Genomic DNA, 15,394 nt, shown 5'->3' with positions numbered 1-15,394 from the left:
GCGTTCCCGTCCGGCAAGCAACAGCAGTGAGGCCGTATCCCATGAGCTATCCCGCTGCGAGCGGCGCACAGTCGCCCGCTTCGAAGCCCCTCCGTGTCGGCATCATCGGCTGCGGCAAGATCGCCATCAATCACGTGCACGCGCTGCAGGCCATCGAAGGGGTCGAGGTGAGCGCGGTCGTCGACGTGGATGCGCAGCGCGCACGAGCGTTCGCCGACGCCTACGGCATCCGCCACGCCTTCGACGACGTCGACGCGATGCTCTCCTCCGGCATCGAGGTCGCCACAGTCTGCACGCCGCATCCCGCTCATGAGGCGAACGTGCTCGCGGCGGCGCGACACGGCGTGCACGTGCTGTGCGAGAAGCCCATCGCGGTCGATCTCGACCAGGCCGACCGCATGATCGCCGCGACGGATGCCGCGGGCGTGCGGTTCGGCGTCGTGTTCCAGCGCCGATTCTGGCCCGCTGCCCAGCGCATCCGTGCGGCCATCGACGAAGGTCGGATGACTGCTCCGATCACCGGGAGCGTCATCGCGCGATTCCGTCGCGACGCGGAGTACTACGCCGAGCCCTGGCGCGGTCGGTGGGACACCGAGGGTGGGGGCGTGCTGATCAACCAGGCCATTCATCACGTCGACCTGCTGCTCTGGTTCATGGGGCCCGCCAAACGGGTCTTCGGTCGAATCGCAACCCTCGCGCATGGCGAGTTCATCGAAGTCGAGGACACCGCCGTCGCGACGATCGAGTTCGAGTCTGGCGCTCTTGCGACCATCCACGCCAGTACGACGTTCGACCCGGGGCACGGGGTGCAGGTGCTCGTGAGCGATCGCGCCGGGAACACGGCCAGCGTCCTGGAATTCCCAGAGGGAACCGGCCTCACCGATGTGTGGAGCGTCGGCGACGAGAGGGAGTACCGCGACCCGTACGCGGACGCCTTCCGTGCCGGTCAGCCGTTCGACATCCCCATCGCCGAGATTCACGGGGGCCTCGTGCCGTATCACGCGTTGCAGATCGCCGAGTTCATCGACGCCGTTCGCAATGGACGCGAACCGGTCGTGACCGGCCGCGAGGCGCGCAAGTCGCTTGCGGTGATCGCGGCGATCTATGAGTCGTCGAAGACCGGAATGCCGATCGACCTGGCTGCGACTCGCAGCGCGGGTGCCAACGCGGTGACGACCGCTGCCTGAGGAGCAACAACACGATGAGTACCTGGAACATCGACACTGCTGCGCGCGAGCTGCTCGCCGCTGAGACCGAGAGGCGCGACCGCGGCCGGTTGACCGACGAGTGGCCCGAGCTCGACCTCGACACCGCCTACGCCGTGCAGTCGCGCCTGATCGAGCTGCGCGCAGAACGCGGCGAGACCGTGATCGGTGTCAAGCTGGGGCTCACGTCGGAGGCGAAGCAGCGCCGCATGGGCGTCGACGCGCCGCTGATCGCAGTGCTCACTGACGCCATGGTGCTCGAGCCTGGAGCGAAAGTTCCGCTCGACAGCCTGATCCACCCGCGGATCGAGCCTGAGATCGCCTTCGTCATGCGTGAAGAACTGGCCGGTCCCGGCGTCACGGCCGAGTCGGCGCTCAGCGCGGTCGCGACGGTCCATTCCGCCTTCGAGGTGATCGACAGCCGGTTCCGCGACTTCTCATTCGCGCTGCCGGATGTCGTCGCCGACAACGCCTCGGCCTCCTGGTTCATCATCGGCTCCGAGGGCATCGCGCCCGACCAGATCGATCTCGTCGGCGAGACGGTCGAGCTGTCGGTGCGCGATGACGTCGTCGACACCGCGACCGGGGCGGCGATCCAGGGACACCCCGCCGAAGCGCTGGCCCTCGCCGCCAACGAGCTCGGCCGGCGCGGAGAGCGGATTCCTGCTGGTGCGATCGTGCTCGCGGGCGCGATGACGGATGCCGTTCCCCTTGAGCCCGATGTGCCAGTCACCGCCGCGTACTCGACCCTGGGGTCGCTGACCGTGGTCGGCACGAGCGAGTCGGCGGAGGGAGCACGTTGAGCAACGAACGAACCGAAGAGGGAGCAGCAATGCCGACGCCGGAGCAGCAGGAGCAGATCGATCAGTACCTCGAGACCTACCGCGACTTGATGGGTTTCGTGCCGCCGCGCGTGGCTGCGCGCTTCGAGCGGTTGTCGCGCAGCAACCCTGAACTCCTGATCGCTCAGGAGAAGGTGCGCAATCTCGTCGCCTATGACGATGTGCTCGACGAGAAGACGACGCAGTTGATCCTGACGGCGGTGCTCGCCGTGCAGCTGCGCGACGCCGCGGCGCTGCACGGACACGCGGCCCGGCGGGCTGGAGCGAGCTGGGAGGAATTGCAGGCGACGTTCGACCTCGCCTATCTGTTCGGGGGCGTGAGTGTTGCGAACCACACGCCGGCGTTCCTCGACAAGATCGCCGACTTCGAGAGCAAGGCCGCGGAGGAGTCTCGATGAGCGCCCTCCCAGCGGAACCGATCTACGACGTCGCCCAGCTCGGGCACGTCGAGCTGCTCACGCCCGACCTCGAGGCCAGCGCCCAGTTCTTCACCGACGTGTATGGCCTGTACCGCGTCGCCGAGACCGCGGACGCCGTGTACCTGCGCGCCTGGAACGATGACGTGCTCACCTCGCTGCGGCTGACCGCCGCCGAGCAGCCCGGACTCGGGCACGTCGCCTGGCGCACCACCAGCCCGCAGGCGCTCGAGCGCCGAGTGGCCGCCCTTGAGGAGCGCGGCGTGGAGGGCGCCTGGCACGACGGCGACGTCGGCCATGGCCGTGCGTATCGCTACACCGGCATCGGCGGCCATGAGCAGGAGCTCTACTTCGAGAGCGAGAAGTACCGGGCTCCCGAAGGGCAGGAGCCGTACTTGCCGAACCAGCCGCAGAAGTTCGCGCCCCACGGCGCCGCCGCCGCCCACATCGACCACATCAACCTGTTGGTGCCGAACGTCGCCGAAGCGAGCAGGTTCCAGCAGGAGACGCTGGGCTTCAAACTGCGTGAGCGGCTCACTCCCGCCGGTGCTGAAGAGGTCGGCGCATGGCTGTCGGTCATGACGAAGGCGCACGATCTGGCATTGACCAAGGAGCCTCACCCGACTGAAGGACGGCTGCACCACCTGGCCTACGCGGTCGAGAGCCACCTCGACGTGATCCGCGCGGCCGACATCTTCATGGAGCAGGGCGTGGGCGTCGAGTTCGGCCCGGCCAAGCACTCGCGCACGCAGGGGTTCTTCCTTTACGTGATCGAACCGGGCGGCAACCGCATCGAGATCTTCACCGGCGGCATCCACATCTTCTCGCCCGACTTCGAGCCGGTCACCTGGACCACTGAAGCCGGTGGCCGCGGCACCGCATGGGGCACCCCGGTGCCCGAGTCGTTCCACTCCCACGCGACCCCGCCCTACCCGGTGGCCACCGGAGCCGCCTTGTGAACGGCAAGCCGAGGGTGCTGTGACCGAGCTCGGCGTCAGTTTCGTCACCCTCTCAGGCACCGGATTCGTGGGTGAACCCCGCTTCGGGGTCGAAGCCCGCGCGCGCGCCGCGGCCGAAGCGGGCTTCGACGCGTTCGGCGTGCGGCTCGCCGAGTTCGATGACCCCGAAGACCTCTCCGAACTCCTCGAGCTGCCCGCTCGCCATGGCGTCAGCGTGGCAGAGGTCGAGTTCCTCTCGGGATGGGCGCTCGCCGGCGATGCACGAGCCGCCGAGCGGTGGATTCCGCAGATCCGGCGTCTCGCCGACGAGTGGGGGCCGTTCCACCTCACGTCGGGTGAGTTCGGCGACGGGACGCTGGACCTCGACATCGCGGCATCCAATCTCCGCTCGATCGCCGCAGCGCTCGAGCCCTCGGGGGTCACGCTCGCCGTCGAGGCGTTCGCCTGGTCGTCGATCGCGGACTACCAGATCGCGAACGAGATCGTCACCCGAGCTGACGCCCCGAACGCCGGGCTCATGCTCGACGTGTGGCACTTCTTCAATACCGGCGGGACGCTTGACTGGCTTGGCACGCTTCCGTCGGAGCGCGTCGCCGCCGTGCAGCTCAACGACGGTGCCCGCGTACACGACGACATCCTCGCGCACGCGCGGTCGGGTCGGCTCCTGCCCGGGGCAGGTGACCTCGACGTGACCGGGCTGCTCGCGGCCCTGCACGGAATCGGGTATCGCGGGCGGCTGATGGTCGAGAGCGGATACCCCCAGCTGTTCGCGGCTGACGTCACTGAGGCTGCGGGCCAAGCGCTGGCCGCCGGTCGAGCCACGCTGGAGCAGTCGCAGGAGCGCTGACGGGACCGCTCTGCGGGCAACGGTGTCGCCCTCGGCCAGAGATTGCCCTACAGTGAGCGTGTTGCAGCACGCAACACGCCGTTGCGGCAGGTGCAACAAGGAGCGAGGGTGGCATGAGCGACGAACGACGCCGGGTCGTGTGCCTCGGCGAGACCATGGCTCAGGTCACTCCGATCCGTCGTGAGCGGCTGGCCGAGGCGTCCGAGTTCGCGCTGAACATCGGCGGTGCCGAGTCGACGGTGGCGCTCTATCTCGCCGACCGCGGCCACGACGCCGCCTGGATCAGCGACGTGGGTGACGACCCTCTCGGCGAGCGCATGCTCGAAGAACTGCGCCACTACGGCGTCGATGTCACCGGTGTGCAGCGCGTGCCTCACGCGCCGACCGGCGTGTACTTCAAGGATCCCCATCCCGACGGCACGACCAAGGTGCACTACTACCGGGCAGGTTCGGCGGCCTCGCGAATGACCGTCGCCGCGCTCGAACGCATCGACTGGGCGTCGACGCGAGTGCTGCACCTGACGGGCATCACTCCTCGGCTCTCGCAGACCTGCGCTGAGCTCGTCGAAGCGGGGATCGAGCGGGCGCAGTCCTCGGGCGTGCTCGTGTCGTTCGACGTGAACTACCGCCCGGGCTTGTGGAGCCCGCGCGAGGCAGCGCCGGTGCTCGAGCAGCTCGCCGCAGCATCCGACATCGTCTTCGTCGGTCTCGACGAGGCCGAAACCGTCTGGGGCCCGAGGCCGCTCGGAGAACTGCACCAGCGACTCGCGCCGCGCGGCGTGCTGGTGGTGAAAGACGGCGGCGTCGAAGCGATCGAAGTGACCGCGACCAGGTCGACCGTGGTCGCCGCACGAGCGGTCGACGTTGTGGAGCCCGTCGGCGCGGGCGATGCGTTCGCCGCGGGCTACCTCGCAGGCCTGCTCGAGGGTGCGGATGCCGCGGCGCGACTCGACCTCGGTCACGAACTCGCCGCGAGAGCTCTTGGGAGCACGCGCGACTTCGCCCCCTCGACGACCGCGCGTCTGCCCAAGGGAGCCGATCGGACTGGAGCGGAGCCTTCCGGAGCGGAGCTGCGCTGATGTCGCAGAGCATCCAACGGGCCGCCGAGGTGCTCGAGCTCGTGGCGCAGGAGCCCCGCACCCAGGCGGAGATCGCGGCGCGTCTCGGCGTGCACCGATCCACGGCGCTCCGCACGTTGCAGACGCTCTGCGACGCAGGGCTCACGCGACGCCGCGCCGACGGTCGCTACGGTCTCGGCTACCGGCTTGCCGGTCTCGCGAACGTCGCCGCCGAGCAGTTCGACCTTCGCGAGATCGCTCGTCCGGCGCTCGAACGGCTCGGTCGAGAATGCCGGCACACCGTGCATCTCGCAGCCTTAGACGGCGATGCGATCGTGTACGTCGACAAGATCGAGCAGCCGGGAATGGTGCGGCTCTACTCCCAGATCGGGCAGCGCGTCGTGCTGCACACCGCAGGCGTCAGCAAGGCGATTCTCGCCTTCCAGCCCTCCGATGTCGTGGAGCGGATGCTGCAGGGGCACGAGTTCACCGCCCACACCACCACGACGATCACCAACCGCCCCGACTTCGACCGAGCGCTCGCCGCGGTGCGTGAGCGTGGTTGGGCCGAAGACGATGCCGAGTATGAGGACTTCGCGAACTGCGTCGCCATGCCGGTGCGTGACGCCGGGGACTCCGTCGTCGCGGCGGTGTCGATCACGTCCTTGCGCGCGAGCGCCGACCTCGGCACGCTCAGGGGACTGACACCGCTGCTCGCCGAGACCACAGCGGGGATCTCGCGCGACCTCGGCTGGCGGCCCGCCGGTCCGGAGACAACCGATCCACAGGAGGCGTATCGATGAGCAGCCCGCCGAACTCGAGCCGCGCCGCCGGTCAGACCGGCCCCAACAGCGCAAGCGGCGCATTCTTCGACGAGCTGTTCACCGGCGCGCCGCTCATGGCGATCCTCCGCGGATACTCGCGAGAGCGCACCCTCGAGCTGGCAGAACGAGCGTGGGAGCTCGGCGTGCGTGCGGTCGAGGTGCCCGTGCAGAGCCAGGATGCGGTCGAGACCCTCGCAGCGGTCGCCGCCCGCGCTCGAGAACTCGACCGCATCGCGGGGGCCGGCACAGTGGTCAGCAGCGACCTGGTGCGACTCGCGGGCGAAGCCGGCGCCGCGTTCACGGTGGCTCCGGGATTCGATGAGGCGGTCGCCGACGAGAGCGATGCGCGGGGGATGCCGCACCTGCCCGGTGTCGCGACAGCATCCGAGATCCAGAGGGTGCTGAGCACCGGCCGCACGTGGATGAAGGCCTTTCCGGCGGATGCGCTGGGCGAACGCTGGTTCAGCGGAATGCGAGGGCCGTTCCCGCACATTCGCATCGTCGCCACCGGCGGAATGTCGGCGGGCAACGCGCGGCACTACCTCGATGCGGGCGCCGATGTGGTGGCCGTTGGATCCGCCCTCGGCGATCCGCAGCAGTTGCCGCTCCTGGCCGAATTGATGAGCCAGACTCGAACCGGCGATGCCGGCCACCGCTGACCACCGCATCCGAACCCGGAACCCAAATCACAAGCCTCTACCACCATCCGAATCGACACGAAGGACCCTCAATTGGCATTGACGCTCGATCCCGCCTACCTGCCAGCCGAAGACCGCTACGACCGCATGGAGTACCGCCGGGTCGGGCGATCGGGGCTCAAGTTCCCCGCGGTCTCGCTGGGCACGTGGCACAACTTCGGTGATGACACGCCGCTTGCCCGCCAGCGGGAACTGCTGCAGTACGCCTTCGACCGCGGCATCAACCACTTCGACATCGCCAACAACTACGGTCCGCCGTCGGGCTCGACCGAGAAGAACGTGGGCCGCATCCTTCGTGAGGACTTCGCGAGTCTGCGGGGCGAGCTCATCATCTCGACCAAGGCCGGCTACCCGTTCTTCCCCGGACCGAACGGCACGGGCGGCAACCGCAAGTACGTGCTCGACAGTCTGGACAACTCGCTTCGCTCGCTCGGGCTAGACTACGTCGACGTCTTCTACAGCCACCGATTCGACCCCGATACTCCGCTCGAGGAGACGGCGTCGGCGCTCGACTACGCGGTGCGATCGGGCAAGGCGCGGTACGTGGGCATCTCGTCGTACTCGGCAGCGCGCACGACGGAGATCGCCGGCATCCTGCGCGAGCTCGGCACTCCGCTGTTCATCCACCAGCCTTCGTACTCGATGCTCAACCGCTGGATCGAAGAGGGCCAGCCGAACCTGCTCGACGCGCTCGAGCAGGCGGGCGCGGGTCTCATCGCCTTCTCGCCGCTCGCCCAGGGGCTGCTCACCGACAAGTACCTCCACGGGGTGCCCGAGGGCTCGCGGGCCACGCAGGGCAAGAGCCTCCGCGAGGGCATGCTCATCGACGACAACCTTGAGCGCATCAAGCAACTGCACGCGATCGCCGAGGGCAGGGGGCAGAAGCTCGCGACCATGGCGCTCGCGTGGGCGCTCCGCGACGAGCGCGTCACCTCGGTGCTCATCGGCGCGAGCCGCACCTCGCAGCTCGACGATGCGCTGGCGGCGGTCAACTCGACGCCGTTCAGCGCGGATGACCTCGCCGCGATCGACAAGTACGCCGTCGAGGGCGGCATCAACCTCTGGGCGCAGTCCTCGAACGCCTGACACCTCCGCCGAGGAGGGGCCGCGACCACGCCCGTCGCGGCCCCTCCTCTCCCGCTCTGGTCGCCCCCGTCTCTTCCGCGCCGGTCGCCGCCCGTCCCCCTCCGCTCCCGCACGTGTCGCCGCCTCACGCCGAGATGACACGATCCGCGCGCTCTTCACAGCAAAATGCGCGGATTGTGTCATCTCGGCGAAGGAGGAGGGTGCGCCGAGGCGCGGGGGCAGGCGCTGATGCGAGCTCAGTCGGTGTGCAGCGGGCGGTGGGCGCGGATGCCGACTGCCGACGCGGCATCCGCCCCGAGGTGCACGATGCGGTTCTGATCATCGACGTGCACGATCGACGGCTCGAACTCGTGAGCTTCCGCGGGCGTCATCTGCGCGTAGGCGATGAGGATGACGATGTCGCCCGGGTGCACGAGATGCGCCGCCGCGCCATTGATGCCGAGCACGCCGCTGCCTCGCTCGCCGGCGATCGTGTACGTCTCGAGGCGCGCACCGTTCGTCACGTCCACGATCGACACGAGTTCGCCCGGCAGGATGCCCGAGGCCTCGAGCAGCTCACTGTCGACGGTGACCGACCCCACGTAGTCGAGGTCGGCGTGCGTGACGGTGGCGCGGTGGATCTTGGCCTTGAGCATGGTCAGCAGCACGAGCCACCACGCTACCGGGCCGCTGAGGCGCCGGGGGCGCGCAGCACCCGTCCATTGGGCCAAGCGGCCCGCCGCGTCACTGGCGGGGCGGGAAGACGCCCTGCAGCGCGATGATGAAGTTCATGGCCAGGTAGGGCGGCATGTTGTTGTGGGGCTGGCTGCTCCCGCTCGGTGAGAGGGCCGTCATCGCCATTTCCTTGCCGTCGGCGGTCGGCGAGTACGCATCGGTCTGCCTGCGCCCATAGCGAGGCATCGCCCACGTCGCACCGCTCGCGGTCGACTTGTTGCCCGCTCCCGCATGACCCGCGACGACGTGCGTGTGGGTCGGAAGCTCGGGGATGGTCAGGGTGACCGTCGCGGAGCCGCCCTGCTCACCCGGGTCGCGCGCGGAGAGGCCTTGCCCCCAGCCTGCTCCGATCGGCATCCGTCCCGCGAGGTTCGGCAGGGCGAACGTCGACTTGCCGTCACCGCCGTACGTCGTGCCGAGCAGCGAGAAGAGCGCGGTGTTCTGGCTGAGCGGCAGGATCTGCCCCTCGCACAGCGCCCAGCCCGTCGGTGCGAAGTTGAACGCGACGATGCGGATCTCGCCGACGAACTGATCCATTCAGTTGCTCACTCTCAAGTCGGTGGGGGCTGCGAAGCGCGACGATCAGTTCTGGCTCGGGAAGACGCCGGCGATCGCGATGCAGTACTCGAGTGCGAGGAACGGCGGCCGGTTCTCGTGCGCCTGGCTTCCGCCGCTGCTCCGAACCGATGCGGGGTTCATGCCCACTGCGGGCGTGTCGCCATACGTGGGTTTGCCAGGATCGGCCCAGAGCGCGGATGCCGGCGATTCCGTCGTCGCGACGCCTGCGGCACGGACGGGGTGCGAGTGCTGCGGCATCTCCGCGTTGGTGAGCGTGTGCGCCGACTCACCGCCACGGGCGCCGATTCCCAGCCCGGCTCCGAAGTGCAACGGAATGCGGCCGCGCAGGTCAGGTAGCCCGAAGTTCACTCTCCCGTCGCCGCCGTACTGCGTGCCGAGCAGGGAGAAGAGCGCCTGGTTCTGGTTGATCGGCATGAGCTGGCCGTTGCACGCGGCCCAGCCTTTCGGCACCAAGTTGGTCGCGAACAGCCGGATCTCGCCGAGGAAGGGCGTTGGGTCCATGTCAGAGACTCCCGATCGTCAAGTGCTGGCTGGTGTACTCGCGCCGCACCGGGTCAGCCCGGTTGAGGCAACGTGCCGTACAGCGAGATGATGAAGTTCACCGCAAGGTATGGCGGCATGTTCTCGTGCGGCTGCGAGCCGCCTGCGGGCCCGAGCGCGTTCGCCGCCATCGGGGTCGAGGGCGTCCGGTCGCTGAAGGGCGCATCCCCCCAGTTCGCCCACACGTTGCCCTGGGGATGCCGAGTCTGCGACGTCGCCGCAGCGAGCGGCGTGTGGCCGTGGGATGGGATCTGGTTCAGCGTCAGCGTCACATCCTCTACGCCCCCGGTCTCGCCGATGACGTATTCCATCCCGTCGGAGCCGCGGCCCATGTGCAGCGGAAACCGTGAGGCGAGGTCTGGAAGAGCGAACCACGTCTCGCCGTCGCCGCCGTAGGTCGTTCCGATCATGCTGAAGAGGGCGTCATACTCGGAGATGGGCATGAGCCGGCCATCGCAGAGCTCCCAGCCGGCGGGCGCGAAGTTACCGCCGAACATGCGGATCTCGCCTATATAGGGCATCGATGCTTCACTCCTGTCGTTCCGGTGCGCAACCGCTGTGGCCGCGTCTGCACGCTGCGCGCCGACCGCACGCGACATCGCCGCGACGGCTCATGCTGCGCTCACCACGAGGGCCTGGTGCCGGGTGCTCCCGCCAGTGCCGACGCTCGAGACGAACAGCCATGCGTCGCCGGCATCCGGATGCCGCACCCGATACACAGCGGCAGGAAGCTCGCCACCAGCGGGGGTGAAGAGCAGGTTGAACCGGTGCTCGTCATCGGGCTCGACGACCGGTGCCACATCGTCGATCGCGTCAAGAACCAAAGACGCCGAACGCCCCTCCGCTTCGAACACGAACGTGTCGCCGACATGGGGCGCGAACCGCGAGCGCACGAGTTCGCGCTGCACCTCCGGAACGGTGGCCGGGTCGGATGCCGTGGAAGCCGAGGGGCTGCGTGGTGCCCCGACGACGACTGCGGTCGCCACGGCGGCAACGCCGACGGCGCCGGCGCCGGCGAGGAGGGAGCGTCGCGAAAGGGTGGGCAAGGCAAACCTTCGTGTCGGATTGCGCGATCGGGTGAACAACTGCGAGCATAATTCACAATGTGAGTTTGTCGCGGAAGATCGCCGCGACGTTTCTCGCTTCACCCGCACGTTTCTCGCACTGCCCCGCTCCACCCGACCCGGAAGGCCCGCATGCGCTCTCGCATGGCCACGCGACTCATCGCCGCTGCGGCGTCGCTCGTCACCATCGCCGGGCTTGCGCAGTTGCACGTGCCGGCCGCCCACGCTGCGATCGTGTTCCAAGTGGAGACGACGGTGGACGCCGACGCCAATGGTGCCTGTGCCGACAGCACTGAGCTGACGACCGCCACGCCCGTCACGCTGCGGAACGCGCTCTGCGTGGCCGACAACCGCGGCGGGGCGGTCGAGATCGTGCTCCCTGCGGGTCACTACAACCTCGGGCCCGATGGTGCGCTCATCGCCGGCACCCGGCCCGGCGCTGACATCACCATCCGTGGCATGGGCGCGAGCGACACGGTGGTCATCCGGGGCAATGGAACCGATCGTGTGATCGATATGGACCCCGGCATGGTGGGCGGGGTCTCGCTGACACTGCGCCGCGTCACCATCACGGGCGGCGTCAGCGACGATTTCGGCGGGGCTGGGATCATCGGCGGGTCGAATAGTGCGCAGCCCGACGTGCTCACGATCGAGGACTCCGTGATCAGTGACAACGTCGCCAACGCCGCGACGCCTGACACGACGACGGCGCCGGGTGGCGGCGTGCAGTTCATCGGGGGCAGACTCACGGTCCGCGACAGCGTCATCAGCCAGAACCGCTCCAACGGCAGCGCGGGCGGTGGAATCGCCTACGGCGCGACCGGGATCCCGAACGAGGCGCTGATCATCGAGCGCTCGACCTTCTCGGCCAACTCGGCGACCGCGCGGCAGATCGAGAACGGCGGTGCCGCGCTCGTCATCGACCAGCGCACGACCGCGACGCCGGCGACCATGCGGATCTCCGACAGCACGTTCAGCGAGAACGCGGTGGACTCGACGAGCGGCAACCCGGGATCAGGTGCGGCGGTCTGGCATCGCGGCGGCGCCCTCACGATCGAGCGCTCGACGTTCACGGCCAACACCGTTCCGGCCGCCTCGCCCGTCGGAGCTGCGGCTGTTCATGCGATGCCCGACGCGACGCTCACAGCGCACTACAACCGTTTCGTCGGGGCAGGCGGCCCTGGCGTGCAAGTCGCAGCGCCCAGCGGCTCCGACCTCAGCCTCAACTGGTGGAGCTGCAACGGCGACCCGGGCGCCTGTGGCCGCGTCGCCGCCCCGACAGCATCCGTCTACACGCCGTGGCTGCAGCTCAGCGGCGACGCCCCCGACATCGAATTCGGTTCGACCACGACCACCGTGACCGTGAGCCTCTTGCTCGATTCCAGCGGCGGGGCCGTGTCGGCTGCGCAACTCACCGCGTTCGAGGGGCTGCGAATCGGCTGGAGCGGTCTCGTGGGCGGCACCTCGGTGGCACAGCCCCAGTCAGCGCTCGCCTCGGGCGAGACATCGGTTGGGTTCACCACGTCGGGACCGCGCGGGCTCGCCAACGTGACGGCGTCGCTCGACGGCTCGAGCCTCGGCATCCCAGTGCACATCCTGTATCCACCGACGTTCGGCATCGTGCCGCCGTTGACCTATCACGTCGGCGCCGCACCGCGCAGCGTGACGTTCTCCTCGAGCGGCTATCGTTCTGCCGCCATCTCGGCGACGGGCCTGCCCGAGAACTTCGTCTTGACCGACTTCGGCAACGGAACCGCCGACATCTCCGGCTCTCCGCGGCCCGGCCAGGGCGGCGAATACCCCCTCACGCTCCGGGCGGTCAACGCAAGCGGCTCGGACGAGCAGTCGGTGACGCTGACCGTGACGGAGGCGCCGGCATTCACCTCCTCGGCGAGCGCCTCAACCGCGGTGGGCAATGCCGCATCCATGACCGTGACGAGCCGCGGCTTCCCTGTGCCCACCCTCGCGATCGCCGGTGGGACGTTGCCGACCGGCCTCAGCGTCTCCGCTGTCGCGGGCTCGCTCACCATCTCAGGGACCCCGGCCGTGGGCTCGGGGGGCGCGCATAGCCTCACCATCGAATCGACCAACGCGCATGGCACCGCGTCCCAGACCCTCGTGCTCACCGTGCTCGAGGATGTCGCGGTCACGAAGAACCCGGTCGATCAGCAGGTGCTCGCCGGTTCCACCATCAGCTTCGAGATCGAGCACCTCGGCTTCCCCGTGCCGACCGTGCAATGGCAAGTGGATCGAGGAACCGGGTTCGTCGATCTCCCGGATGCCGCCTCGGCGACGTTGACGCGGACCGTCGGACTCGGCGACGACGGCGACCGATTCCGCGCCACGCTCACGCAGGGCGGCCGCACTGTCTACTCATCGATCGCGGCGCTGAGGGTGGGTGAGCAGCCGGTGTTCGTCTCGTCGCCGAGCGCGGTCGCCACCGCCAATGACGGGTCACGGTCGATCTCGATCGTCGTGCAGTCGACGCCCTCCGCCACCATCGCCTCGTCGTCCGTGCCCTCGTGGGCGACCTTCGAGTCGACCGGCCCCGGCACCGCGACCATCGTTGCGACGCCCCGCACCGGGGATGGCGGTGTGCACTCCGTCGAGCTCACGGCATCCAACGGCTTCGGAACAGTCGCGACGCAGACGCTCACCATCACCGTCAACGAGGCGCCGGAGCTCACGGTCAGCGGCTCGCCGCGCATTGGCAACGGCGTTGCAGCCGACATCCGGGTCACCATGACCGGGTACCCGGCGCCCGCCTTCTCCGTCACGGGTCCGCTGCCAGCCGGCGTGAGCACCGTGCAGAACGGTGACGGCTCGGTTTCGCTCGTCGGCACGCCAGCGCCCGGAGCGGGCGGCGAGTGGCCGGTCACGCTCAGCGCTACCAACGCTCACGGCAGCGACACGCACCCGATGGTGCTCGTGGTCGATGAGGCGCCGACCATCGACGCGATCTCACATGCCGGTTCGGTACGTGAGGGTGACGAGGTCGTCGTCACCGCCGATTTGGGCGGGTTCCCCACGCCGGTTCCGGCATGGTCGGTGTCGCGCGACGGCGGCGCGAGCTGGACGTCCATCGCCGGTCAGCCAGACGGCACACTGAAGCTCACTGCATCGTCGACCGATCACGGCGCGCTGTTCCGGGTGACCGCCACGAACGTGCACGGCACCGCCACGGCGACTGCGGCTCCGCTCGAGGTGCGCGCGCCGCTGGCCATCACCAGCCCCGATCTCGCACTCTTCGAGATCGGTCAAGGCGATGCGTTCACGGTCAGCGGCTCCGGCCACGACTACCTGGTGACGATCGACGCCGCCCCCGCCTGGATCACGGTCACTCAGCTCGGAGCGGATGCCGAACTGCGCTCGACCGCAACCGCGCCCGCGACCGGCACGGTGCAAGTGCGCGTGAGCAACGGCGTCGACCCCGCTATCACGCAGACCCTCACGGTCGTCGCTGCGGCGCGACCCGCTGCGACGCCGGCCGGCAGTGGCGAAGGCACTGTCGGCGGTGCGATCGACCTCGCGCTGGGCCTCTCGGCAGTCTCGGGCACCGTCACCGTTCAAGCGGTCGGTGCGATGCCGCCCGGCGTTGCCTTGCAGGTCGCGCCTGCCGGCGACACCGTGACGTTCACCGGGTCACCCGCGGCCGGGGCCGGCGGCATGTGGTCGTTCCAGGTCGAGTTGACCAACGAGTGGGGGCTGACCTCGATCGTGCCGGTCACCGTGACCGTGTTCGAGGCACCCTCGCTGACGAGCGCGGCGACCGCGACGTTCACCCGCGGCATCCGTGGCGAGTTCGTCTTCACTGCCGCGGGGGGTTACGGTGCCGCACCACGCATCGACGTCTCAAGCGCTCTGCCTGCAGGGCTCACCTTCACCGACCGCCGCGACGGTACCGCCGTGCTCGCCGGCACCACACTCGACGCGGTCGGCGATGTGTTGCTCACGGTGACGCCCGCGAACTCGAAGGTCGTCGGTGCCGCTCAGTCATTCACGCTTCGCGTGGTGGATGCGACGGCAGTGCCCCTGCCACCTGCCGGAAAGCCGCTGATCGTGGCCTCGCTGCACGGCGTTCCGCTGACCGCAGCGCCCGGCACGGCGCTGCTGGTGACAGGCACTGGTTTCGCGCCCGAGTCGCCGATCACCCTTGGGCTCTACTCGACACTGGTTCCGCTCGGTTCGGTCGTTGCCGATCGTGCTGGCGCGTTCAGCGTGCGGGTAACGCTGCCGGCCAGCATCACCGGATCGCACACGGTGGTGGCGGGCGGCTACGCCCCTGACGGCTCGCTCCGTTACCTCGGCTCGCCGATCACACTCGTTTCCCAGGCGGCCCCCACGCCGCCCCCAGGGCCGTCGGCAGGCAGCGGCACGGATGCCGACCCCAGCGGCGGCGGGTCGCTCCAGGCAACCGGAGCCGACGGCGACGCGTACGGCGTGGCGCTCGGCGCTGCCCTGCTGACGCTCCTCGCCGGCATCCTGCTGCTGATGCGCCGTCGGCGCGCTTGAGCGAGCGCTCCGCGAGCGCGCACTGAGCGCTTGAGCGACCGCTCAGCGCG

General features: G+C 69.1%; 15 protein-coding genes. 10 read left to right on the top strand and 5 right to left on the bottom strand.

What is annotated here, in order from left to right:
• The first annotated feature begins 41 nt into the window (after positions 1 to 41).
• From QF206_RS08520 to mgrA, 9 genes are all read left to right on the top strand, one after another.
• The gene (locus QF206_RS08520) at positions 42 to 1,187 is read left to right on the top strand and encodes a Gfo/Idh/MocA family protein (protein ID WP_281488791.1); all 1,146 of its coding nucleotides are present in this window, start codon (positions 42 to 44) and stop codon (positions 1,185 to 1,187) included.
• 14 nt (positions 1,188 to 1,201) lie between these two features.
• Complete coding sequence (locus QF206_RS08515; RefSeq protein ID WP_281488790.1) at positions 1,202 to 2,008, top strand: 2-keto-4-pentenoate hydratase; 807 nt, start codon at positions 1,202 to 1,204, stop codon at positions 2,006 to 2,008.
• Positions 2,005 to 2,445 (top strand): carboxymuconolactone decarboxylase family protein, encoded by a 441-nt coding sequence (locus tag QF206_RS08510; protein ID WP_281488789.1) that lies wholly within the window; start codon positions 2,005 to 2,007, stop codon positions 2,443 to 2,445. Before QF206_RS08515 ends, QF206_RS08510 begins: the two co-directional genes overlap by 4 nt.
• Positions 2,442 to 3,422: a VOC family protein gene (locus QF206_RS08505; protein ID WP_281488788.1), complete on the top strand. Its 981-nt coding sequence runs from the start codon at positions 2,442 to 2,444 to the stop codon at positions 3,420 to 3,422. Before QF206_RS08510 ends, QF206_RS08505 begins: the two co-directional genes overlap by 4 nt.
• A 19-nt stretch (positions 3,423 to 3,441) precedes the next feature.
• Entirely contained in the window at positions 3,442 to 4,269 is an 828-nt protein-coding gene (locus QF206_RS08500) for a sugar phosphate isomerase/epimerase family protein (RefSeq protein ID WP_281488787.1), read from the top strand.
• 113 nt (positions 4,270 to 4,382) lie between these two features.
• Entirely contained in the window at positions 4,383 to 5,348 is a 966-nt protein-coding gene (locus QF206_RS08495; RefSeq protein ID WP_281488786.1) for a sugar kinase, read from the top strand.
• Positions 5,348 to 6,130 (top strand): IclR family transcriptional regulator, encoded by a 783-nt coding sequence (locus tag QF206_RS08490; RefSeq protein ID WP_281488785.1) that lies wholly within the window; start codon positions 5,348 to 5,350, stop codon positions 6,128 to 6,130. The genes QF206_RS08495 and QF206_RS08490 overlap by 1 nt, the downstream gene beginning before the upstream one ends.
• On the top strand, positions 6,127 to 6,810 hold the full coding sequence (locus QF206_RS08485) for a bifunctional 4-hydroxy-2-oxoglutarate aldolase/2-dehydro-3-deoxy-phosphogluconate aldolase (RefSeq protein WP_281488784.1): 684 nt from the start codon (positions 6,127 to 6,129) through the stop codon (positions 6,808 to 6,810). Before QF206_RS08490 ends, QF206_RS08485 begins: the two co-directional genes overlap by 4 nt.
• Positions 6,811 to 6,882: 72 nt before the next feature.
• Positions 6,883 to 7,935: an L-glyceraldehyde 3-phosphate reductase gene (mgrA, locus tag QF206_RS08480; RefSeq protein ID WP_281488783.1), complete on the top strand. Its 1,053-nt coding sequence runs from the start codon at positions 6,883 to 6,885 to the stop codon at positions 7,933 to 7,935.
• Positions 7,936 to 8,171: 236 nt separating this feature from the next.
• Here the strand turns inward: mgrA and panD are convergent, their stop codons facing one another.
• The 5 genes from panD to QF206_RS08455 form a co-directional block, all read right to left on the bottom strand.
• The gene (gene panD / locus QF206_RS08475) at positions 8,172 to 8,570 is read right to left on the bottom strand and encodes an aspartate 1-decarboxylase (RefSeq protein ID WP_422785376.1); all 399 of its coding nucleotides are present in this window, start codon (positions 8,568 to 8,570) and stop codon (positions 8,172 to 8,174) included.
• A gap of 88 nt (positions 8,571 to 8,658) precedes the next feature.
• Positions 8,659 to 9,186, bottom strand: a complete 528-nt coding sequence (locus tag QF206_RS08470) for a phage tail protein (protein WP_281488782.1) — start codon at positions 9,184 to 9,186, stop codon at positions 8,659 to 8,661.
• 45 nt (positions 9,187 to 9,231) lie between these two features.
• Positions 9,232 to 9,729: a phage tail protein gene (locus tag QF206_RS08465; RefSeq protein WP_281488781.1), complete on the bottom strand. Its 498-nt coding sequence runs from the start codon at positions 9,727 to 9,729 to the stop codon at positions 9,232 to 9,234.
• Positions 9,730 to 9,782: 53 nt separating this feature from the next.
• Entirely contained in the window at positions 9,783 to 10,289 is a 507-nt protein-coding gene (locus QF206_RS08460; RefSeq protein WP_281488780.1) for a phage tail protein, read from the bottom strand.
• A gap of 90 nt (positions 10,290 to 10,379) precedes the next feature.
• A complete protein-coding gene (locus QF206_RS08455; protein WP_281488779.1) occupies positions 10,380 to 10,814 on the bottom strand; it encodes a DUF6916 family protein in 435 nt (144 codons plus the stop codon).
• Between the two features lie 162 nt (positions 10,815 to 10,976).
• Here QF206_RS08455 and QF206_RS08450 point away from each other — a divergent pair, with 162 nt between their 5' ends.
• Positions 10,977 to 15,344, top strand: coding sequence for a beta strand repeat-containing protein (locus tag QF206_RS08450; RefSeq protein WP_281488778.1), 4,368 nt, complete (start codon positions 10,977 to 10,979; stop codon positions 15,342 to 15,344).
• Positions 15,345 to 15,394 lie beyond the last annotated feature (50 nt).

Origin of the sequence: Ruicaihuangia caeni, from assembly GCF_029952955.1 — a bacterium.
In the GTDB taxonomy this organism is placed as follows: domain Bacteria; phylum Actinomycetota; class Actinomycetes; order Actinomycetales; family Microbacteriaceae; genus Ruicaihuangia; species Ruicaihuangia caeni.
This window is presented reverse-complemented; position numbering and strand designations above follow the sequence as displayed.

What these genes read in the sequence shown, in the direction of transcription:
- QF206_RS08470 (WP_281488782.1), bottom strand. Translation starts at nt 9,186, where the DNA reads ATGGATCAGTTCGTCGGCGAGATCCGCATCGTCGCGTTCAACTTCGCA.
- panD (WP_422785376.1), bottom strand. Translation starts at nt 8,570, where the DNA reads ATGCTCAAGGCCAAGATCCACCGCGCCACCGTCACGCACGCCGACCTC.
- QF206_RS08515 (WP_281488790.1), top strand. Translation starts at nt 1,202, where the DNA reads ATGAGTACCTGGAACATCGACACTGCTGCGCGCGAGCTGCTCGCCGCT.
- QF206_RS08465 (WP_281488781.1), bottom strand. Translation starts at nt 9,729, where the DNA reads ATGGACCCAACGCCCTTCCTCGGCGAGATCCGGCTGTTCGCGACCAAC.
- QF206_RS08485 (WP_281488784.1), top strand. Translation starts at nt 6,127, where the DNA reads ATGAGCAGCCCGCCGAACTCGAGCCGCGCCGCCGGTCAGACCGGCCCC.
- QF206_RS08490 (WP_281488785.1), top strand. Translation starts at nt 5,348, where the DNA reads ATGTCGCAGAGCATCCAACGGGCCGCCGAGGTGCTCGAGCTCGTGGCG.
- QF206_RS08495 (WP_281488786.1), top strand. Translation starts at nt 4,383, where the DNA reads ATGAGCGACGAACGACGCCGGGTCGTGTGCCTCGGCGAGACCATGGCT.
- QF206_RS08520 (WP_281488791.1), top strand. Translation starts at nt 42, where the DNA reads ATGAGCTATCCCGCTGCGAGCGGCGCACAGTCGCCCGCTTCGAAGCCC.
- QF206_RS08505 (WP_281488788.1), top strand. Translation starts at nt 2,442, where the DNA reads ATGAGCGCCCTCCCAGCGGAACCGATCTACGACGTCGCCCAGCTCGGG.
- QF206_RS08450 (WP_281488778.1), top strand. Translation starts at nt 10,977, where the DNA reads ATGGCCACGCGACTCATCGCCGCTGCGGCGTCGCTCGTCACCATCGCC.
- QF206_RS08460 (WP_281488780.1), bottom strand. Translation starts at nt 10,289, where the DNA reads ATGCCCTATATAGGCGAGATCCGCATGTTCGGCGGTAACTTCGCGCCC.